We start from the raw sequence: 19,873 nt of genomic DNA on the forward strand, positions 1-19,873 counted from the left end.
TCAGCCCCGGAGGCTCGCGAGCATCGACGAGGTGAGCAGGAACGACCGGCGGGCCTCTTCGTCCTCGCCCAGGGCCTCCCACGCCGCGCGCTGCGCGGCACGGCGTTCCTCGTCGGTGTCGCGCAGCGCCGACCAGTTGCCCTCGGTCTCCTTGCCCACGTAGTCGAGGGCGACTTCGCGGCGACGGCGCGCCCAGTCGTCGAGCTCGGCATCCACGTCCTCGCCGTTCCCCGCCCGCACCAGCAGCTTCGCGAGGAGGTACCCGTCGTGCACGCCGCTGTTCATCCCCATCCCGCCCATGGGGTTGTTGACGTGCGCCGCATCCCCGACGAGGTAGACGTTGCCCGCCCGGAACGAGTCCGCGACCTTCCGGTGCACCTCGTACAGGGTCACCCAGTCGATCTGCTCGGGGTCGTGGCCCGGGAGTACCCGGTCGAACTGCCGACGGACGTTCTCGGACGAGAGCAGCTCTTCGGCGGTCTCCTCGCCGAAGGGCGCCGGGAACAGCACGCGCCACCCGCTCGGGTTGCGCATCAGCACGTGCCAGTCCACCGGGTCGGCGACGTAGTTGACGCTGGCGATGTCGGGGAGCAGCTCGTGCAGGGGCGCCGAGGTGGAGGTGACCAGGAACCGCTCGGGATACGTGTGCCCGCTGAACCCGATGCCCAGCTGCGAGCGCACGGTGCTTCGCATCCCGTCCGCTCCGACGACGTGCCGCGCGCGGAGGGACGCCCTCCCGCGGGCCGCCGACGACCTCGACCTCGACGTGGTCGTCCTGCGGTCGGACGGCGGTGACGGTCGCGAGGTTGTGCAGCTCGGCGAGGGGGTGCGCCTCGAGGGCGCGATTGGCCATGAGCGTCATGACGCTCTGCTCCACCTGGAGCCGGAACGGGTACCGGGTGTCCTCGCTGAGAACCGAGAACTCGAGGTCGACGATCTTGCCCCGCTCCGCGTCGCGGAACTGGTACGACTCCGCGATGATGCCCTGGCGGATCAGCTCGTCCGCCAGGCCGAGTTCGTCGAGCATCTCCAGGGTGGGGGGATGGAACGTCGTCGCGCGGGCCTCGAGGCTCGTCGCCGCGCGTCCCTCCAGGACGATCACACGGAGCCCGCCCTGGGCGAGGGTGAGTGCGGTCGTCGTCCCGACGGGCCCTCCTCCGACGACGACCACGTCGGCGTCGAGCTCGCGGAAGGGAGTGTGTTCGGTCATGTCAGTCCTGTCGTGTCGGCTCGTGCGGCCCGGGTCGTCCGGGGCGCGGGTCAGAAGTTGCGGAGGAGGGATCCCGCGGCACCCCAGGTGTCGGTGAATCCCGCGGAGCGCAGGGTGTGCCAGATGGTGGCGGCGTTGATCGCGATGACCGGCTTGCCGAGCCAGTGCTCGGCCTGGTCGGCGAGCCGGACCATCGACAGGTTCGTGCCGACCTGCACGATGGCCTCCACGTCCGGCGAGTCGATCTCCTTGAGCGTGCGGATGACGGTCTCTTCGGAGACCTCCGCGATGGCGGTCGCGCTGGGCACGCGCAACCCGGTGACGTTGAGCACGTCGAAGCCGGCCTCGGTGAAGTAGCGGTTGACGTTGACGTCGGCGACCGGCTGATACGGCGAGAAGACCGCGATGCGCTTCACGTCGAACGCTTCGAGCGCGGCGCGGCACGAGGAGGCGCCGGTGGTGACCTGGATGCCGCCGACCATCTCCTCCACGCGACGGATGAAGGAGGCGTTGCCCTCGACGCCGCCCCAGAAGGTCTCGGCGGACATCCCCATCATCATGAGGTCGGGCTTGCAGGTCATGACGTCGCGCAGCGCGACCTTCATCGACGCGCGGATCTGCTCGATGAGGTTCACGAAGGTGGTGTCGTCGTCCATCGCCGGGTCGTCGATGTACATGCGGCCGGTGTGGAAGGTGACGCCGTGCGGTGCGAGCAGCGCGGTGTCGTGCTCGACGACCGTGTTGGTCGAGGGGACGATGACGCCGACCTTCGCTCGGTAGCCGGTGATGTCTGTGGTCATGGGGGTGTCTTCCTGTCGGGAGGCGGGGTCAGGATGCGAGGAGCACGGCCCGCATCACGTGCTGCTCGGAGTCGGTGACGGCCGCGAAGGCGTCCGCCGCGTCGGCGAGATCGAAGCGGTGCGTGATGGTGGCCGCGGGGGTGACGGAACCGTCGGCGACGAGCTGGACCGCGCGCGCGTACTGGCCCGTGCCGGCGCGCACGCCGAGCACCGTGAGTTCGTGAAGCAGGATCTCGGCGCTGCTGAAGCCGGTCGGCGCGCGCCCCACGAGGGCGACGACCGAACCGGGCGCGGCGAGCATCCGCGCGGTCTCCACCCCGGCGGCGGCCGCCGAGGTCTCGACGACCAGGACCGGACCGGGGTCGCCCGGGGTGTCGGCATCCACGTCCGCCGGATCGACCACGCGGAGACCGAGGCCCTGCGCGATCTCCCGGCGGTGCGGCTGCGGTTCGTACACCGTGGTGTCCCACGCGAAGGCCTCGAGGGTCTGCGCCAGCAGCACGCCGAGCGGTCCGCCCCCGATCACGTGCGCGCGACGCCCGGGCGGCGAGAACGACCCGATGCGTTCGAGCAGGTGGAGAGCGACCGTGATCGGTTCGAGGACCGTCGCGGCGTCGTCGGCCACGGCGTCCGGCACGGGCACGAGGCGGTCGGCCGCCACGACCAGGTGGTCCGCCATGACGCCGGGGACGCCCATCCCGAGATAGCCGCCGTTCCGGCAGATCTGCGGCGCCCCCGCGCGGCACGCCGCGCAATCCCCGCACGCGAGGGTCGGATCGATGACGACCCGGTCCCCCACCGCCAGGGTCGACGGGGTGTCGGGCCCGACCTCGACCACGGTGGCGATCGCGTCGTGTCCGAGCGTCGCCGGGTAAAGGTCCGTGCGGCCGAGGTACCCGTGCACGTCCGTGCCGCAGATCCCCACGGCCCGGATCCGCACGTGCACCTCTCCCGCCCGCGGCTCCGGCACGGGGAGGACGTCGACCTCCAGCTCGCGGGCCGCGCGCAGTCGGACCGTGCGTCCCCCGATGCGCGGTGTCGGAACGGTCATGACGCGGGGACCGGGTAGGCGTTCCCGGCGGCCTCGCCGGTGCGGACCGCCGCGGGGTAGTTGATCGAGTGGGTCTGGAGGTACTCCCCCACGCCGAGCTCGCCGAACTCGCGGCCGTGGCCGCTGAGCCCGCGTCCGCCGAAGGGAGCGCGCAGCGACGTGCCGGCGCGATTGGCGCAGTTGAGGAACGTGAACCCGACGTCGAGGCGACGGGCGATCGCCTCGGCGTGGGCGGGATCGGTCGACCACACCGACGACGCGAGCGACTGGTCGACCGCGTTGGCCCGACGGACCACCTCGTCCTCGTCGTCGTACACGAGCACGGGCACCACCGGTCCGAACTGTTCGTCGGCGACGAGCGGGTGCTCGTCGGTCAGCCCCGTCACGAGCGTCGGACGGACCCAGTACCCGTCGGCCGCGTCCGGCTCGACGTCCCATCGACCGAGTTCGTACCGGATGCCACCGGCCGCCTCGGCGGACTCGATCAGGCCGCGCAGGCGCTCCTGGTGATCGCGGCTCACGACCGGCCCCATCGTGACGCCCGGTTCGAGCGGATCGCCGACGCGCAGCACCGCCCCCGCGGCGGCGCGGAAGCCGGCGACGAACTCGTCGTGGCGCTCGCGCGGCACGAAGATCCGCTTGATCGCCATGCACACCTGCCCGCTGGTGAGGAAGGCGCCGAACACCGCACGCGTGTACATCGCCTCGGTGTACTCGGCGTCGCGCAGGAAGATCGCGGCGTCGTTCCCGCCGAGCTCCATCACCGTCGGCGTCACGCGCCGAGCGGCGGACGTGGCGATGGCCTGGGCGGTGGGCAGTCCCCCGGTGAACGTGATCTTCGCGACCCGCGGGTCGGAGACGAGCGTCTCCCCGACGTCCGCTCCGCCGTTGACCACGTTGAGGACTCCGGCGGGCAGTTCGGCGGCGACCGCGGAGAGGAAGTCCGTCACGGCCAGCGGCGCCAGCGGCGACGGCTTGAGCACCATGGTGTTCCCCGTCATGAGCGCCGGGACGACCTTGAGCGCGGCCAGGATGACCGGGGCGTTCCACGGCGTGATGGCCGCGATGACGCCGAACGGCTCCTTGACGATCACCAGGCGGCCCTCGGCGTCCTCGACGACGACGTCCGCGCTGATCCGCTCCGCCACCGGCGCCGCGAAGTCGGCGAAGGCGGCCGCGAAGCCCAGCTCGCCGAGCGCGTCCGGGGCGACCTTGCCGAGCTCCCGGGCAAGCAGACGCGAACGCGCGGGGTTGTCGGCCGAGGCCTGCGCGATCGCGTCGCGCACCCGGCGGACGCGCTCGGCGACCGGTCGTGCGGCCCACGCCGGGAAGGCGGCGTGCGCCGCGTCGATGGCGATCGTCGTGAGCCGGGCGTCGCCGGCCGCGACCGCACCGACGATCTCCCCCGGACGCGCGGGGTTCTCGCGCTCGATGACCGCCGTCCCCGGGTGGGGCTCGCCCGCGATCCAGAGCGGGAGGGCGTGTGTCGTCGTCGTCATGCGTTCGTCCCCTCGCCGACCGTCGCGTTGATCTCGGTCGCGGCCGCGCGGACCGCCTCGATGATGTGGGCGCGCTTGTCGTCGTCGAGGCGGTAGAGCGGACCGGCGACGGCGAGCGCGGCGACGACCGAGCGGTTGACCCGGATGGCCGCGGCGGTCCCCCAGATGCCGTCCTCGATCTGACCGAAGCTCTCGGTCCACCCGGCGGCCGCGATGTCGGCGAGCTCGGCATCCGTCGGCAGCTTCGGGTCCTCCTCGAAGGCCCAGATCGACTTGTAGTACTCGGCCCGCTCCTTGGGCGTCAGGGCCGACAGCAGGACCCGCGCGCCGGCGCCCTGATGGAGGGACATCAGCACGCCCTTCTCGAAGCGCAGCCGGACGGGGCGGCGCGACTCCTCGATGTCGACCGCGACGACCGCCTGCCCCAGGCGGCGCACCAGCAGAGAGGTCTCGCCGGTCTCGCGCGCCAACCGCTCGAGCACCGGACGGACCACCTCGGCGAGGCCCGCGGATCCGGCCCGGGCCGCGGCGGCGAGGCCGACCGCGCGCAGCGACACCCGGTAGCCGCCGAACTCGGCCTCCTCGAGGAGTCCGAAGTCCTTCAGCTGACCGACGTAGCGGTACGCCGAGCTGACCGGGACGTCGAGGTACGTCGCGATCTCCTGCACGGACTGCGTGTGGTTCTCCTCGGTGAAGGAGAGGAGGACGGCGAGAACGCGCCGCGAGCTCTCCGAGCCCGACGTGCCGGTGGCGCGCGCCCGGACCTCACCGGGGTTCGCGGCCATCGCCGCGGTGAAAGTGCTGCTGGTCTGTCTGGTCACGAGGTTCCTCCACGGGGGTCCGGATGTCCTGCGGTCGTCTGCGCTGGCGCTCCACTCGTCATCGCGGCGAGGAGCGCCGGCTCGCTGATGGCGTCGCCCGAGATCTCCGCGACCGCGAGCCCGCGATCGAGGACGATCACGCGGTCCGCGAGTTCGCAGATCTCCGGCACGTCGGTCGACACGACGAGCACCGTCACTCCCGCCGCGGCGAGCTCGCGCACGCGCTGATGGATCTCGGCCCGGGCGCCGACGTCGACGCCCGCGGTCGGGTCGTGCAGCAGGAGCACCCGCGCGTCGGCCGCCATCCACCGGGCGAAGATGGCCTTCTGCTGGTTGCCGCCCGAGAGGGTCGACAGAGCGGCGGAGATCGGCGCGGCCAGGCGCACGCGCGCGGCGAGCGCCGTCACGGTCTCGGTCTCGCGCGCGCGGTTCGGTACGCCCGCGACGGCAAGGCCGCGCAGGCTCGACACGGAGATGTTGGAACGGATGTCGTGACTCGGGAGGGCCGCGAGGCCCCGATCTCCGGGAACGTAGGCGACGCCCGCGCGCGCGGCCTGCAGTCGGTCGCCCGAACGCAGAGGCAACCCCTCGACCGTGACCGATCCGCCGTCCCGCGGGTCGATGCCGCCGACGAACCAGAGCACCTCGTCGACGCCGGATCCGGCCAGGCCCGAGAGCCCCAGGATCTCGCCGCGGTGGGCGGAGAACGACAGATGCTCGAGCGGTCCCCCGCGCAGATCCTCGACGACGAGAGCGGTCTCCCGCGCTCCCTCGGGATCGGTGAGGCGGTCGGCGGGCGCGTCCACGCGGTGCGAGATCTGGTCGACGGGCGTGACGAGCCGCACGAGCGCGGATCGGCTGATCTCCTCCTTCGCCAGGTCGGCGACGACGCGCGCGTCCCGCACCCCGGTGACCGAATCGGCGACGGCCTCGATGTCGTCGAAGCGGTGCGAGACGTAGAGGACGCTGACCCCCTTCGCGGAGAGGCTCCGCACCATGTCGAGGATCGCGGCCGCCTCCTGTGGGGCCAGGGCCGCGGTCGGCTCGTCCAGGATGATGAGTCGCGCGTCCGTGACCAGGGCGCGCGCCACCATCACCAGTCGACGTTCCACCGAGGTGAGCGAATGGATCGGTGCCGTGGCCTCGATCGGGGCGCCGAGCCGTTCGAGGGCCCGCTCCGCGACGGCGCGCGAGCGCGACTCCGAGACCACGCCGAACCGTCGGGGTTCGCGGCCCAGGACGATGTTCCCGGCGACGCTGAGGTGCGGCGCGAGCTGCATCTCCTGGGGCACCAACGCGATGCCCGCCTCGAGCGCGTCGTCGGGGCCCCTGAACTGCACGGCGGTGCCGTCGATGAGGATCTCGCCGCCGTCCGGAGCATGGATGCCGGCGAGCATCTGCATGAGCGTCGACTTCCCGGCCCCGTTCGGGCCGACGACACCGCGCACCTCGCCCGCGCCGAGCGCGACCGCGGCGTCGCCGATCGCCGTCACCCCGCCGAACGTCTTGGTGAGTCCGACGGTCCGGAGCCACGCCGTCATCGGGTCCCCCGGCGGCGGTTCAGCGCCAGGATGGCGATCAGCAGGATGAGACCCTGCAGCAGCTGGCCGAGCCAGCTCGGCTGGTTGAGCATCGTGACGCCGGTGCTCACCACGGCGAGGAAGAGGGCGCCGAGGACGGCCCCGCCCACGTTGAAGCGCCAGCCGCGTCCGAGCGAGAGGCTGAGGTAGGCCGCGGCGAAGGCCGGCAGGAGCAGGCTGCTGCCCGGGTCGGGGTAGTACTGACCCGCCTGCGAGGTGAGGAGCACGCCGCTGATGCCGGCGCACGCGCCCACCAGGGTGAAGCTCAGGACCTGGATGCCTGAGACGTTGACGCCCGCGATCCGCGCGGCGACGGGGTTGTCGCCGATGGCGGACGCGTGACGTCCGAAGACGGTGAAGCGCAGCAGGGCACCGATGGCGACGAGCAGGACGGCGACGACGACGATGTCGATCGGCAGTGTCCCGATGGTGGCGCCGGTGATGAGCGTGTACTCGGGCGCGATGCCGGAGAAGATCGTCTGGCTCGAGATCGCGAGCATGATGCCCTGGATCGTGGCCCCCGTCGCGAGCGTTCCGATGAACGAGGGCAGCCGGGTGTAGGCGACCAGGATGCCGTTGACCGCGCCGAGCACCGCGCCGAAGACGATCCCGAGAAGGGTGGCGACGATCCAGTTCGCCTGCCACAGCACCATCGACTGGACGGCGAGGGCGCCCGCGGCGCCGGCCACGAAGCCGAAGGAGAGGTCGAACTCGCGCAGCGCCAGGACCACGCAGAGTCCGCCGACCACCACCAGCAGCGGCAGGTTCTGCTGGACGATCGCGATGAAGTTGGCCGGGGTGGGGAAGACCGCGGGCTTCAGGATCGAGAACAGCGCGATCGCGAGGACGAACACGGCCGGGAGCGTCCATCGCTCGAGTCCGGCCGCGGTGATGCGCCGGCGGGGCGTCGGTGCCGTCTCGGCGACGGTCGCCCGTCGCTCGGGTGTCGCTTGGGTCGTCACTGTTGCCCCTTTCGGCGCGGGTCGGTTCGGTGTGGCGGGGAAGGGCCGCCCGCCGGGAGGGCGGGCGGCCCGAGGGATCAGATCCCGTACTTGCTCTTCCACTTGTCGAGGAAGGGCTTGGCGAAGTCGTCCTGCGGGTAGACGTCGGTCCCCTCCGCGGGAGCGTTCGACTTGTCGACGATCGTGTACTTGTAGGCGTACTCGGCCGGCGTGGTCTTGGGGATGTCCGTGCCGTTGACCCAGTGGTCGAGGAGCGCGTCGATCGCGACGAAACCGGACTTGGCGCCGTCCGACGTGACGAGCGTGACCCCGCCCTGGCGGACGAAGCTCAGGGCACCGGGGATCGCGCCGAAACCGTAGATCGGCACGTTGCGTCCGGTCTGCTTGAGGGCCGGCACGGTGCTCTGCACGCCGATGTCGAGCGCGGTGAACAGCGCCGCGAGATCCGGATTGGCGTTGAGCACGTCGACCGCGGCCGACGTCGTGCCGCCGAAGATGTCGGTGACCGGCACGTCGATGCGCTGCAGCGGCGTGAAGCCGAGGCCGGGACCGTCCTGGTTCAGCGTGTCGACCTCGGCGTCGATGCCGAAGTAGCCGGCGACCGCCAGCGGCGCGACCGCCCCTCCCTTCGGGATGTCCTTCGCCATCTGCTGGAGCAGCATCGTCGTCTGCTCGCCCTGGTCGGGGTAGTACATGCCGGCGAAGTCGTCGCTCGGGACGCCCGCGTAGCCGACGGCGATGACCGGGATCCCCGCGGCCGCGGCGGCCTTCAGCTGCGGCGCGATGAGGCCGGTCGCGACGTAGTTCGTGAGGATCGCGTCCACGTGCTGCGTGATGAGCGACTGCATCGTGGATGCCATCTTCTGCGGGTCGCCCGCCGAGTCGGTGACCACGGTGGTCCATCCGACGGTGTCGGCCGCCTGCTGGATGGCGGCGAGCGTCTGCTTCTCTCCGTCGCCGTCGCCCTGGGACTGCCACACGCCGATCGTCTTCTGCGGGATGCCGCTCGCAGCGGGGGAGGTGGAGGTGCTCGCGGATCCGCTGCAGCCGCTCATGACGAGGGCGGCGGCCACGACGAGCGACGCGAGTGCGCCGCCGCGAGTGAAGGGGCCGAATTTCATCAGTTCTCCATCTGTCGTTGGGAGGTTCGGGTCTCTCACCAGGAGAGAATGGGTCTGTCGCTTGACGAGAACTATAGGCAGCCGCGCTCCCGCGCATCGTTACAATTTCGGACACGCTCCGTGAGAATCGCCCCCGCGTCCGCGACGGCCCGCCGCGCGTCGGGAACCGCCGAGATCCCCGTAAAATCAAGGTTTCTCGTGTGTTTCGGCGTCGAACGCCGCCGCTGAGAACGACCTCGTCGGCCGCATTTCTGCGCGGATTTCCCCGTCGCACGCTGAGAAGGCCGCTATCGAGAGCTGAGAAGGCGCCGTTCCCCCGAGGTCGCCGCTCGTGCATACTGCATCGCATGATCCCCGAGGCCACGCACACGTCGCACATCGTCGTGACGATCAACGGACGCCCCGAGTCGGTCGAGATCGACAACCGGATGTCCCTGCTCGACCTCCTTCGCGAGCGCCTCGATCTCACCGGCAGCAAGAAGGGCTGCGACCACGGGCAGTGCGGAGCGTGCACGCTCCTCATCGACGGGCGTCGCGAACTCGGATGCCTCACGCTCGCCGTCGCGGCCGAGGGTCGGGAGGTCACCACGGTCGAGGGGCTCGCCGAGGAGGGCGACCTGCATCCCGTCCAGCGTGCGTTCATCGAGCGCGACGCCTTCCAGTGCGGCTACTGCACTCCCGGCCAGATCTGCTCGGCGGTCGGTGTGCTCGACGAAGCGGCGAAAGGATGGCCCAGCCGGGTCACGGCCGATGTCGCGGCTCCGGCCGGACCCGCGGGCGCCGAACTCGACGCGGCGGAGGTCCGGGAGCGCATGAGCGGGAACCTGTGCCGCTGCGCGGCCTACTCGAACATCGTCGCCGCCGTCCTGGACGCCCGATGAAGTCCTTCGCGTACGACCGGCCCGCCGACGCCGCGGCGGCTCTCGCCCTCCTCGACGCCCACCCCGACGCCCGCCTGCTCGGAGGGGGAACGAACCTCGTCGACCTGATGCGGCTCGGCGTCGAGCACCCGTCCCGTCTCGTCGACGTCAGCCGCCTCGACTTCGGCGGCATCTCGATCGACGCCGACGGAGGAGTGCGGATCGGCGCGAGCGTGCGCAACAGCGACCTCGCCGGCGACATGACGGTCCGCTCGCGCCATCCCCTCGTCGCGGAAGCGGTCCTGGCCGGTGCGTCCGGGCAGCTGCGCAACATGGCCACCGTCGCCGGCAACCTCCTGCAGCGCACGCGCTGCGTCTTCTTCGCGGACGTCTCGACGCCGTGCAACAAGCGCCATCCCGGCTCCGGCTGCTCCGCGCGCGGCTCGGGGGCCGCGCGCGAACTCGCGGTGCTGGGCGCGTCGGCCTCGTGCCTCGCGACGTTCCCGGGCGATCTCGCGGTGGCGCTCGTCGCTCTCGACGCGACGGTGGAGTTCGAGACCGCCGAGGGCTCGGCATCCATCCCTGTGGACCAGCTCTACCGTCTTCCCGGCGACCGTCCCGACCTGGACACGACGCTCCCGCCCCGTGCGCTCATCACCTCGATCACGATCCCCGCCGCGCCCGCCGGGATGTCGACGTCGTACCGGAAGGCGCGCGATCGCCAGTCGTTCGCCTTCGGGCTGGTGACGGTGGCCGCCGGCCTGCGCCTCGAGGACGGGATCGTGACCGGCGTCCGGATCGCCCTCGGTGGCGTGTCGCACCGCCCCTGGCGAGCGCGCGTGATCGAGCAGCGTCTCGTCGGAGCCCCGTTCGACGCGGACACGCTCAACGACGCGATCGCCGCGGAGCTGTCGGCCGCCGAACCCGAGCCCGAGAACGCGTTCAAGCTCGAGCTCGCGCACCGGTTGATCTCCGGGGCGCTCCGCGACCTCGCGGAGCGTCAGGGGGAGGGGGCGTGAGCGCCGTCGGACGTGACGTCGCCCGCGTCGAGAGCCGCGTGAAGGTGACCGGCGCGGCGCGCTACTCGTACGAGCACACGCCGTCCGACGTCCTCTACGCGTGGATCGTCACCTCCACGATCGCCCGCGGACGCGTCGTGTCGATCGACTCCGCCGCCGTCGAGGCGATGCCCGGGGTGGCGTTCGTCATGACGGCCGAGAACGCGCCCCGACTTCACGACGCCGGCGACGCCGAGGTGCTCGTCCTCCAGTCCTCGAGGGTGTCGTACCGCGGCCAGGTCGTCGCGGTCGTTCTGGCCGACTCCCCGGAGACCGCGCGCGAGGCCGCGGAGCGCCTGCCCGTCGTCTACGAGGAGGAGCAGGCCGACGTCCGCCTGACGCCCACGCATCCGCGCCTCTACGCGCCCGAGCACACCAACGCGATGTTCGCCACCGACAGCATCATCGGCGACATCGACGCCGCCCTGGCGTCCGCCGCCGTCTCGATCGACGCGACGTACTCGACGCCGGCCGCCTTCAACAACCCGATGGAGCCGCACGCCACGGTGGCCCGCTGGAACGACGAGGGGCTCGACCTCCTCGACTCCACCCAGGGCACCAACTGGGCGCAGGCCACCATCGCCGCGCTGTTCGACCTCCCGCCCGAGCGGGTCCGCATCCGGTCCGAGCACGTCGGTGGCGGGTTCGGCTCGAAGGGTCCGACGCGCCCCGGCGCGGTCCTCGCCGCGATGGCCTCCCTCCTCGTCGATCGGCCGGTCAAGATCGCGTACACGCGGCAGATGATGTTCGGCCTCGCCGGCTACCGGTCGCCCACGATCTCCCGCGTGCGGCTGGGGGCGGATCCCGACGGCACCCTCACCGCCGTCGGCCACGACGCGATCGGCCAGGTGTCCGGCATCCAGGAGTTCGTCGAGCAGACCGCCGTCCCCACGCGGCACATGTACGCCGCGCCGCACCGGCGGACGACGCACCGCGTCGTCGCGCTCGACGTGCCGACCCCCTCCTACATGCGCGGACCCGGCGAGACGCCCGGCCTCTACGCGCTCGAGTCGGCCATGGACGAACTCGCGTTCGCACTCGACATCGACCCGGTCGAACTGCGCGTGCGGAACGAGCCCGCGGCCGATCCCGAGACCGGCGAGCGCTTCAGCAGCCGCCACCTCGTGGAGTGCCTGCGGCGCGGTGCCGAGCGGTTCGGCTGGTCCGCGCGCGACCCCCGCCCCGGACGCCGGCGCGAGGGACGGTGGATGGTCGGTACGGGTGTCGCATCCTCGCTGTACCCCGCCGACGTGGTGCCCAGCACCGCGCGGATCACCGCGCTGCCGAACGGGCGCTTCGAGCTCGCCATCAACGCGACCGAGATCGGAACGGGCGGGCGCACCGTCATCGTGCAGCTCGCCGCGGACGCCCTGGGCGTCGAGCTCCACCGCATCGACGTGCGGATCGGCGACACGCGACTGCCCCCCGCGGCGGTGTCCGGGGCGTCCTGGGGCACCGCCTCGTGGGGGTGGGCCGTGATCCGGGCGGGCGAGGAGCTCGCGCGCCGCCTGGCCTCGCGCCCGACGATGCCCCCCGAGGGCATCTCGGTCACCGTCGACACCGCTGAAGAGGTCGCGGCGATGGAACCCATGGCGCGGTTCTCCTTCGGTGCGCAGTTCGTCGAAGCCCGGGTCGACCTCGACTCGGGCGAGGTCGTGGTGCCGCGCATGCTTGGCGTCTTCGCCGCGGGCCGCATCCTGAACCCGCGCACCGCCCGCGCCCAACTCGTCGGCGGGATGACGATGGGACTGTCGATGGCGCTCCACGAGGACGCGGAGGTCGACCCCGGCACCGGACGCTACCTTGCGCGGGATTTCGCGAGCTACCACATCGCCGCGCACGCCGACGCCCCCGACGTCGAGGTCGAATGGATCGACGAGCACGATCCGCACCTCTCGCCGATCGGCGGGAAGGGCATCGGCGAGATCGGGATGGTGGGGACCGCGGCCGCCGTGGCCAACGCCGTCCACCACGCGACCGGGGTGCGCGTCCGCGACCTGCCGATCCACCCGGACCGGCTGCTCCACGACCTGCCCCGGCGCTGACGGGCTCCCCTTCGCGTGACGAGCGGAGGGCAGGGGAGGAGGGGAGGATGCCACGCCCCTCGCGGCTCCTCCCACCGTCCCACGCCCTCCCGTCGTCACCGCCGCGACCATGCCCCCGGCCCTCCCGCCGTGACCGCAACCCCGGCGGCCCGCACCCGACACGGCCGGTAGCGTGGAGCCCATGCCCGTGCGCTCCCCCTGGTCGTGCGTCCTCTGGGACGTCGACGGAACCCTCGTCGATGCATCCGAGGGCATCCTCCGCCGTCTCACCACCACCCTCGAGCACTTCGGGCGGAGGCCGCCCCTCCGCGGCGAACTGTCGCACTGGATCGGGCCGCCGATGTTCGAGTCGTTCCAGGTCAACGTCGGCATGACGCCCGACGAGGCGACCGAGGCCGTCACGTTCTACCGCGCCCTGAACAAGAACGAGGGGTACACCGGCAGCGCACAGCTGTACCCGGGTGTCGCCGACATCGTGCGCGACCTGCACGCCGCCGGCGTCCCGCAGTCGACCGCGAGCTCGAAGCCCGAGGTGCAGGTCGTGGCGCTCATGGACCACTTCGGCCTCGCCCCCGACCTCGAGGCCATCGTCGGTGCGAGCCCCGACGAGCGCACGCTGAGCGCGAAGTCCGACATCGTGCGCGAGGCGCTGCGGCGTCTCGAGGTCCGCGGTTACGACACCTCGCGCCCCGTCCTCATCGGCGATCGTCACCACGACGTCGAAGGCGGAGCGGATGCCGATGTACCGGTGATCTTCGTCCGTTGGGGCTTCAGCTGGCCGCACGAGGCAGACGGCGCCCAGGCGGCGGTCGACACCGCCGACGAACTGCGCGCGCTGCTGCTGGTGTCCGACGAGGATTCCGGTCCCGCCGACGGTGTCTGACCTCTCCTGGGCGCTCCCCGCGTCGATCGCCCTCCTTGCGGCACTGGTCATCGCCGGAGTCGTGACGCTCGTCGTGCGCGCACGACGGAGGTCGCCTCGCGCCGCCGCCGCGGCATCCGAGGCCCGATCCGCCGCCGAAGCCGCGCTCGCGCGCCTCGACGACGCGGCGAACGACCTTGATGTCGCGTTCGAGGCGGCCGACGCCGATGAGGCCCCGGCCGACCTCCGCCGCGCGCTGGCCGCCGCGCTGCGCGGGCGCGACCGCGGTTTCGAGGAGGTCGCCGCGCTGGCGACCTCGACGCGAATTCCGGCGCAGCGGCGGGTCGACGCCGTGCGTCTGCGGGACGATCTCGAACGTCGTCGCGTCCAGGTCGAGCAGACCCGCGAACGCCTCTCCGAGTGGACCCGCACGCACGGGAGCATCGAGTCTCGCATCGCCGCGGTCCGCTCCCGGCGCGAAGAGATCGCCCTGACCTCGGGCGACCCCGCCCGTCTCGTCGCCGAGGACCGGTCGCGATTCGACGAGGAGGAGTGGACGGATGCCGACCGCGCCGAGCGCGAGGCACGGGCGGCGCTCGCTCGCGCCGACGCCGCGCTGAACGCCCCCGACGCGGACCTGGTCGAGGCCTCCCTCGCGCTCCGGCGTGCGGATCGACTGTTCCGGGCCGTCGAGGACGCGCACCGCTTCGTCCTGCAGGCGGCGGAGAACGCCACCGCGGAGGTCACGGCCGCCGAGGCCGAGCTCGCGTCGGCCCTCGAGCTCGCCGAAGCCCGCCCTGGCGAGGTCGCCCCTGACGCGGTCGAACGGCTTCGCGTCGCAGCCGCCGACCTCCGGGCCGCGTCGGCGCGGCGCCCGAGCGCGGCGATCGAGGTCGTGGCCCGCGTGCGCGAGGTGCGCGACGAGGTCCTCGGCGAGGCGCCGAGCGCGCGCCGGCGGCTCGAAGCCGCCCGCGCCGCCCTCCCCGGCACCCTCGCGTGCGCGCGGGCGGCCGTCGCCGCGGCCGAGGCGTTCGCCGAGGTCCCCACGATCGAGGAACGTCTGCGGCTCGCGGCCGCTCGCCGCGAACTCGCCGCAGCGCGTTCCGCGCACGACGCGTTCCAGGCCCTGGCATCCGCCCGCGCCGCGTGGCACGCGGTGACCGACGTCTGAGTCCGCTCAGGCGAGGGGCGCGAGCACGCGCCGCGGAACGCTACTGACCGCCGCGCGCACCTGCTCCTCGGGCACTCCCGCGCGCAGGCACACCTCCACGGCCCGGTCCAGCGTGAGCGTCGAACCCGCGAGCGTGTCGGTGCCGCGCAGGACCGGACGGCCGCCGGTCACCTCGACGGTGAGCTCGCCGAGCGCGTAGACGCCGTCGCCGAGCCCGGTGGCGGCCATGGCATCCGTGACCAGCGCCACGCGCCCCGGGGCCGCGGCGAACAGCGTGCGGATCAGCGCCGGATGCACGTGCACGCCGTCGGCGATGAGCTCGAGCACGACATCGTCGCGCTCGAGGGCCGCCCCGACCGGGCCCGGATCGCGGTGATGGAGACCCGGCATCCCGTTGAAGGCGTGCGTCAGCAGGCGCGCGCCGTGGTCGAACGCGGCGCCTGCGGTGGCGTAGTCGGCCTCGGTGTGGCCGACCGCCACGACGACTCCCGCGTCGGCGAACGCGCGCACGGCGGCGAGCGCGCCCGGCAGTTCCGGAGCGAGGGTGATCTGGCGCAGGATGCCATCCCCCGCGGCCAGCAGGATGCGGACCGCTTCGGGGGTCGGCGTGAGGAGGGCGTCGGCGTCGTGCGCCCCACGGCGCCCGGGGGCGAGGAACGGTCCCTCGAGGTGCACCCCCGCCGCACCGGGGACGTCGGGGAGGATGCCGCGGAGCTCCGTCAGCCGGCGCACGAGCCGGTCGAGGGGCGCGCTGACGAGGCTGAGTATCACCGCGTCACTGCCGCGCTCCCGGTGGTACGCGACCGCGGCCGCCACCCCGGCGGCATCCGCGTCGTCGAAGGAATGGCCGAGCGCGCCATGGCAGTGGAGATCCATCGCCCTCATTGTCGTCCCCCTCCGCACTATCGTGAGGCCCATGGGGGAGAGAAGCACCTTCGGTCACGTCGCCGCCGCCGCCCGCCGTCTCCCGGTCACCGCGGCGCTCGTCGTGGTGCTGCTCGCGGTCGGCGTGGCATCCGCGGGTCTGTGGTCGCCGTTCGCGGCGGCACCGCTGCACGACACCGTGGCCTACGGGCTCCCCGCGCTGGAGGCCGGCCGGTGGTGGACCCCGCTCACGGGGACGTTCTTCGTGTCAGTGCCGTGGCTGTACGCCCCGATCCTCGTCGGCTTCGCGGGGCTGGGCTACCTCGAATTCCGCCGCGGCTCCCGGATCGCGCTCGCGTACTTCGCGGGCGGGCAGCTCGGCGCGGTGCTGCTCGCGTCCGGTGTGCTGTGGCTCGCGGCCCTGCTCCCGTGGCCGTGGGCCCAGGAGCAGGCTGCCGCCCTCGACGTCGGGCCTTCGCCCGGGGTGATCGCGGGCGTGGCGGCGGCGGTGTCGCTGCTCCCTTCGCCGTGGCGTCTGCGCGCGTGGACGGTGCTGGTGGCGGTGCTCTCGGTGACCTTCCTCTACTGGGGGTCGCTCAACGACCTCGAGCACGTCCTCGCGGTGGTCCTCGTGCTCGCCGTCGACCGGTCGCTGCGCCCGCAACGCGTGTCGGTGCGCGAGCAGCGGCTCATCGCGTTCGTGGTGGTGTGCGGGCTCGGGGCGATCGACGTGCTCACGTACCTCAGCCCGACGACCGGTCCCTTCGGCTCCTCGGACCCGGTGTCGGGATCGTGGGTCGACGTCGCGGTGAACACCGCGGTCGTCCTGGCAGTGGCGAACGGCATCCGTCGGGGTCGGCGCTGGGCGTGGGTGCTGCTGGTGGGGTATGGCATCCTGAACGCCCTCGTGCTGGTGCTCGCGGCGGTGCTCCTCGTCGCGGTGGGACTCGGCGGGATCGAAGACGCCGCGGACCTCGACCTGACGGTCACGCTCGCGTCCTCGGCGACGTGGGTCGTCGCGCTCGTGTACCTGATCCTTGTGCGGGCGGCGTTCCGCGCGCGGCCGAAGGCGGCCCTCGGCGAGTCCCCCGCGCCGACCGTCGACGACGTGAAGGCGGAGCTGCGCGCCACCGGCGGCGGAACCCTGTCGTGGATGACGACGTGGGAGGGCATGTCGTACGCGCGGTTCGGACGCGGGATCGTGGCGTTCCAGCGGCGCTCCCGCGTGGCGCTCGTCCTGGGCGACCCGCTCGGGCCGGAGGCGACACGAGCCGAGACGGTCCGCGCGTTCGTGGAGCGCGCGGAGAACGCCGGGCTCGCGCCGTGCTTCTTCAGCGCCGGCGAGGCGACCCGCGCGGTGGTACCGGAGGGGTGGCGGAGCGTCGTCGTGGCGGACGACACGATCGTCGACCTGCCGGGCCTGCAATTCACGGGGAAGGCGTGGGGCGCGGTGCGCACGTCGCTCAATCGCGCCGAGCGCGAGGGCATGACGTTCCGCCTGTCGCGTCTCGCCGATGAGACGTGGGGCGTGCGGCAGCAGCTCCGCGCCATCTCGGAGAGCTGGGTGGGCGACAAGGGGCTGCCCGAGATGGGCTTCACCCTCGGCACCCTGCACGAAGCGGCGGACCCGGAGGTGCGGATCGCGCTGGCCGTCTCACCCGCCGGCGACGTCGACGGATTCCTGTCCTGGCTGCCGGTCTACGGCGAGGGACGCGTGCGCGGCTGGACGCTGGACCTCATGCGGCGTCGCGAGGGCGGCTTCGGTCCCGTGATGGAGTACCTGATCGGTTCGTCCGCGCAGCAGTTCTCGACCGAAGGGGCCGAGGTCATGTCGCTCTCCGGCGCTCCGCTCGCGCACGAATACCCCGCGGATGCCGGAGTGCTCGCCGATCTGCAGGAGCGGATGGCCTCGATGCTCGAGCCGGTCTACGGCTTCGCGTCTCTGCACCGCTTCAAGCAGAAGTTCCACCCGAGGTACGAAACGATGTACCTGCTCTACCGCGACGAAGCGGATCTCACCCGTATCGGAGCCGCGCTCACCCGCGCGTTCCTCCCGCACGCGACCCTGCGGCAGTTCGCCGCCGCCGGCGTGGAGCTGGTGCGACCCGAGAAGTGAAGCGGGCCACGGCGCGCGATCAGGTCGGCCGGACCGCGTCGAACCCGACGCCGCGGCTGCCGGGGCAGGGACCGTCAGAGCGGGCGGATGTTCTCCGCCTGCAGGCCCTTGGGGCCCTGCGCGATGTCGAATTCGACGCGCTGGTTCTCCTCGAGCGAGCGGTAGCCGCCCGACTGGATCGCGCTGTAGTGGGCGAAGACGTCCTGGCCGCCCTCATCGGGCGCGATGAAGCCGAAGCCCTTCTCCGAGTTGAACCACTTGACCGTGCCCTGCGTGCTCATGGACGTGCCGTTTCCCGCTCCTGCCGGCGCCGAGCGCGCCGATCTGTGCCCACGGTAACGGCAGGAACCGGGGCGGCGCATCGGCCCGTGACACAAACGTTGCACGGCGTCACGGACGGCATCCTCCCCTTAAGCCCATACGACGCCCGGGCTGAGCAGAAGCTCGAAGCCCGGGCGTCGACGGATCCCCCCGGATATGTCACGCGAGGCGTGACGGCGATAACTGTACCGCCGCGAATGCCCTTCGCGCGACACGAAAGCTGGGAATTCTTCACGGATGACGGGGATGTGTGGTAACCGGGCGTCATAGAATCCGCGTGTGGACGAGCGGCGCCAGCCTTCCGCCCTCGTCGACGAGGCGTATTCGGCTCTCGGCGAGGCGATCGTCGACGGCCGTCTCCGGCCCGGCGACCGGCTCCGGGATGTCGAACTCGCCGCTCACATGGGCATCTCCCGGACGCCGGTGCGCGAAGCATTGCAGCGTCTCGCGGCGATCCGACTCGTCGAGATCGCCCCTCACCGGTTCACCCGCGTGACGGCGCCCAGCGACAAAGAGATCGCGGACATGCAGGACTACACGGTCCACATGATCGCGATGACGATGCACCTCGCACTTCCCCGGTGCTCGGATGAGGACATCGCCGAGGGCGCGCGACTGATCGCGGGCCTGATGGATGCTGCCCGCGCGAACTCCTCCCCCGCCTACGTCGACGCAGGATTCGCTCTTCTCGCCCATTTCACCCGTGCATCGGAGAACATCGTGCTGGTCGAGACGCTGAAGCAGACGACGTTCCTCGTGCGCCGGAACCTCCGCGGCTGGATGTGCGCGCATGTCGAGGACTGCGAAGAGCTGTTCCTCCTCCTCGCCGACGGGATCCGCGAGCGCGACACGGCGCTGGCAGCACACCTCTGGCTCCGCCTGCACGGTCTCTACTGAGGTCGCCAAGCGCGCGCGTCAGGAGCGAGGATCGCGCGGAAGCGACTCCACCAACATGGCGACGAGTGTCCGCGCGTCCGTGTTCCACTTCTTCTTCGAGAGGTGCCCGCTCAGGTCCATACCCGCGATGCCATGGGTGCTGGACATCAGGAGCGCACCGTACCGGCGAGCGTCCTCCCGGCCGACGACATCGCCCACGAGGGCGAGGAACGCATCCTGTGACCGCCCCGCCGCTTCGATGATCGGCGCGGGGTCGACCCCCGGAGGCGTCCACATGAGGGCGTACAGGTGCGGCTTCGTCGCGGCGAGGTGGAGGAGCGCGAGCAACGCCGCTTCGATCTTCTCGGTCGGGGTTCCGCCCGAGCCGGGGATCTCGTCGAGCACCCGGGCGAACTCTTGCCATCCGTCGACGGCGAGCTGCGCGAGCAGATGCTCCTTGTCCGGAAAGTGCCCGTAGGGCGCTCCCCGCGACACCCCCGCACGTCCGCCGACCTCCCGCAGCGTGACCGCCGCGGGGCCGCCGACGTCGAGCAGATCACCCGCCGCGCGCAGGAGCGCCTCACGCGTCGCCGCCGCACCGTCCGCACGGGTCACCATGATCGAAAGCCTAGTTGACAATGTCACACGAATGGTTC

The 19,873-nt window shown here is 72.1% G+C and carries 17 protein-coding genes and 1 pseudogene; 7 read left to right on the forward strand and 11 right to left on the reverse strand.

Annotated elements, in window-relative coordinates:
• The 8 genes and pseudogenes from RKD05_RS05680 to RKD05_RS05715 all read right to left on the reverse strand — a co-directional run bounded on the left by RKD05_RS05680 (position 1) and on the right by RKD05_RS05715 (position 9,044).
• Positions 1-1,210: pseudogene (locus RKD05_RS05680) on the reverse strand (FAD-dependent oxidoreductase).
• Between the two features lie 50 nt (positions 1,211-1,260).
• On the reverse strand, positions 1,261-2,010 hold the full coding sequence (locus RKD05_RS05685) for a maleate cis-trans isomerase family protein (RefSeq protein ID WP_424708613.1): 750 nt from the start codon (positions 2,008-2,010) through the stop codon (positions 1,261-1,263).
• A 28-nt stretch (positions 2,011-2,038) separates the two neighbouring features.
• Positions 2,039-3,061: a zinc-dependent alcohol dehydrogenase gene (locus RKD05_RS05690; protein WP_424708614.1), complete on the reverse strand. Its 1,023-nt coding sequence runs from the start codon at positions 3,059-3,061 to the stop codon at positions 2,039-2,041.
• Positions 3,058-4,560 (reverse strand): aldehyde dehydrogenase family protein, encoded by a 1,503-nt coding sequence (locus RKD05_RS05695; protein WP_424708616.1) that lies wholly within the window; start codon positions 4,558-4,560, stop codon positions 3,058-3,060. Before RKD05_RS05695 ends, RKD05_RS05690 begins: the two co-directional genes overlap by 4 nt.
• On the reverse strand, positions 4,557-5,381 hold the full coding sequence (locus RKD05_RS05700; protein ID WP_424708618.1) for an IclR family transcriptional regulator: 825 nt from the start codon (positions 5,379-5,381) through the stop codon (positions 4,557-4,559). Before RKD05_RS05700 ends, RKD05_RS05695 begins: the two co-directional genes overlap by 4 nt.
• Positions 5,378-6,922 carry a sugar ABC transporter ATP-binding protein gene (locus tag RKD05_RS05705; RefSeq protein ID WP_424708620.1) on the reverse strand — a complete coding sequence of 515 codons (1,545 nt, stop codon included), beginning with the start codon at positions 6,920-6,922 and terminating at the stop codon, positions 5,378-5,380. Before RKD05_RS05705 ends, RKD05_RS05700 begins: the two co-directional genes overlap by 4 nt.
• Entirely contained in the window at positions 6,919-7,923 is a 1,005-nt protein-coding gene (locus RKD05_RS05710) for an ABC transporter permease (RefSeq protein ID WP_424708622.1), read from the reverse strand. The genes RKD05_RS05705 and RKD05_RS05710 overlap by 4 nt, the downstream gene beginning before the upstream one ends.
• A gap of 77 nt (positions 7,924-8,000) precedes the next feature.
• On the reverse strand, positions 8,001-9,044 hold the full coding sequence (locus RKD05_RS05715) for a sugar ABC transporter substrate-binding protein (protein WP_424708624.1): 1,044 nt from the start codon (positions 9,042-9,044) through the stop codon (positions 8,001-8,003).
• Between the two features lie 347 nt (positions 9,045-9,391).
• Between RKD05_RS05715 and RKD05_RS05720 the strand changes: the two genes are divergently transcribed.
• The 5 genes from RKD05_RS05720 to RKD05_RS05740 all read left to right on the forward strand — a co-directional run bounded on the left by RKD05_RS05720 (position 9,392) and on the right by RKD05_RS05740 (position 15,040).
• Positions 9,392-9,925 carry a 2Fe-2S iron-sulfur cluster-binding protein gene (locus RKD05_RS05720; RefSeq protein WP_424708625.1) on the forward strand — a complete coding sequence of 178 codons (534 nt, stop codon included), beginning with the start codon at positions 9,392-9,394 and terminating at the stop codon, positions 9,923-9,925.
• Positions 9,922-10,923 carry an FAD binding domain-containing protein gene (locus tag RKD05_RS05725; protein ID WP_424708627.1) on the forward strand — a complete coding sequence of 334 codons (1,002 nt, stop codon included), beginning with the start codon at positions 9,922-9,924 and terminating at the stop codon, positions 10,921-10,923. The genes RKD05_RS05720 and RKD05_RS05725 overlap by 4 nt, the downstream gene beginning before the upstream one ends.
• Positions 10,920-13,007 carry a xanthine dehydrogenase family protein molybdopterin-binding subunit gene (locus RKD05_RS05730; protein WP_424708628.1) on the forward strand — a complete coding sequence of 696 codons (2,088 nt, stop codon included), beginning with the start codon at positions 10,920-10,922 and terminating at the stop codon, positions 13,005-13,007. The genes RKD05_RS05725 and RKD05_RS05730 overlap by 4 nt, the downstream gene beginning before the upstream one ends.
• A gap of 181 nt (positions 13,008-13,188) precedes the next feature.
• A complete protein-coding gene (locus tag RKD05_RS05735; protein WP_424708630.1) occupies positions 13,189-13,890 on the forward strand; it encodes an HAD hydrolase-like protein in 702 nt (233 codons plus the stop codon).
• Positions 13,883-15,040, forward strand: a complete 1,158-nt coding sequence (locus RKD05_RS05740; RefSeq protein WP_424708632.1) for a hypothetical protein — start codon at positions 13,883-13,885, stop codon at positions 15,038-15,040. Before RKD05_RS05735 ends, RKD05_RS05740 begins: the two co-directional genes overlap by 8 nt.
• 6 nt (positions 15,041-15,046) lie before the next feature.
• On the opposite strand, the gene RKD05_RS05745 is transcribed toward RKD05_RS05740, so the two are convergent.
• On the reverse strand, positions 15,047-15,916 hold the full coding sequence (locus tag RKD05_RS05745; RefSeq protein ID WP_424708634.1) for an N-acetylglucosamine-6-phosphate deacetylase: 870 nt from the start codon (positions 15,914-15,916) through the stop codon (positions 15,047-15,049).
• A gap of 40 nt (positions 15,917-15,956) precedes the next feature.
• On the opposite strand from RKD05_RS05745, the gene RKD05_RS05750 reads away from it, so the two are divergent.
• Complete coding sequence (locus RKD05_RS05750; protein WP_424708636.1) at positions 15,957-18,020, forward strand: bifunctional lysylphosphatidylglycerol flippase/synthetase MprF; 2,064 nt, start codon at positions 15,957-15,959, stop codon at positions 18,018-18,020.
• Positions 18,021-18,094: 74 nt separating this feature from the next.
• On the opposite strand, the gene RKD05_RS05755 is transcribed toward RKD05_RS05750, so the two are convergent.
• Positions 18,095-18,301, reverse strand: a complete 207-nt coding sequence (locus tag RKD05_RS05755; RefSeq protein WP_022879538.1) for a cold-shock protein — start codon at positions 18,299-18,301, stop codon at positions 18,095-18,097.
• Positions 18,302-18,620: 319 nt separating this feature from the next.
• On the opposite strand from RKD05_RS05755, the gene RKD05_RS05760 reads away from it, so the two are divergent.
• Complete coding sequence (locus RKD05_RS05760; RefSeq protein ID WP_424708637.1) at positions 18,621-19,238, forward strand: GntR family transcriptional regulator; 618 nt, start codon at positions 18,621-18,623, stop codon at positions 19,236-19,238.
• Positions 19,239-19,256: 18 nt separating this feature from the next.
• On the opposite strand, the gene RKD05_RS05765 is transcribed toward RKD05_RS05760, so the two are convergent.
• Positions 19,257-19,835 (reverse strand): TetR/AcrR family transcriptional regulator, encoded by a 579-nt coding sequence (locus RKD05_RS05765; RefSeq protein ID WP_424708639.1) that lies wholly within the window; start codon positions 19,833-19,835, stop codon positions 19,257-19,259.
• Positions 19,836-19,873: the final 38 nt, after the last annotated feature.

The sequence above is a fragment of the Microbacterium sp. SLBN-111 genome (assembly GCF_049739645.1).
GTDB lineage: Bacteria > Actinomycetota > Actinomycetes > Actinomycetales > Microbacteriaceae > Microbacterium.

What these genes read in the sequence shown, in the direction of transcription:
- RKD05_RS05720 (WP_424708625.1), top strand. Translation starts at nt 9,392, where the DNA reads ATGATCCCCGAGGCCACGCACACGTCGCACATCGTCGTGACGATCAAC.
- RKD05_RS05755 (WP_022879538.1), bottom strand. Translation starts at nt 18,301, where the DNA reads ATGAGCACGCAGGGCACGGTCAAGTGGTTCAACTCGGAGAAGGGCTTC.
- RKD05_RS05715 (WP_424708624.1), bottom strand. Translation starts at nt 9,044, where the DNA reads ATGAAATTCGGCCCCTTCACTCGCGGCGGCGCACTCGCGTCGCTCGTC.
- RKD05_RS05705 (WP_424708620.1), bottom strand. Translation starts at nt 6,922, where the DNA reads ATGACGGCGTGGCTCCGGACCGTCGGACTCACCAAGACGTTCGGCGGG.
- RKD05_RS05745 (WP_424708634.1), bottom strand. Translation starts at nt 15,916, where the DNA reads ATGGATCTCCACTGCCATGGCGCGCTCGGCCATTCCTTCGACGACGCG.
- RKD05_RS05765 (WP_424708639.1), bottom strand. Translation starts at nt 19,835, where the DNA reads ATGGTGACCCGTGCGGACGGTGCGGCGGCGACGCGTGAGGCGCTCCTG.
- RKD05_RS05750 (WP_424708636.1), top strand. Translation starts at nt 15,957, where the DNA reads ATGGGGGAGAGAAGCACCTTCGGTCACGTCGCCGCCGCCGCCCGCCGT.
- RKD05_RS05725 (WP_424708627.1), top strand. Translation starts at nt 9,922, where the DNA reads ATGAAGTCCTTCGCGTACGACCGGCCCGCCGACGCCGCGGCGGCTCTC.
- RKD05_RS05685 (WP_424708613.1), bottom strand. Translation starts at nt 2,010, where the DNA reads ATGACCACAGACATCACCGGCTACCGAGCGAAGGTCGGCGTCATCGTC.
- RKD05_RS05695 (WP_424708616.1), bottom strand. Translation starts at nt 4,560, where the DNA reads ATGACGACGACGACACACGCCCTCCCGCTCTGGATCGCGGGCGAGCCC.
- RKD05_RS05735 (WP_424708630.1), top strand. Translation starts at nt 13,189, where the DNA reads ATGCCCGTGCGCTCCCCCTGGTCGTGCGTCCTCTGGGACGTCGACGGA.
- RKD05_RS05690 (WP_424708614.1), bottom strand. Translation starts at nt 3,061, where the DNA reads ATGACCGTTCCGACACCGCGCATCGGGGGACGCACGGTCCGACTGCGC.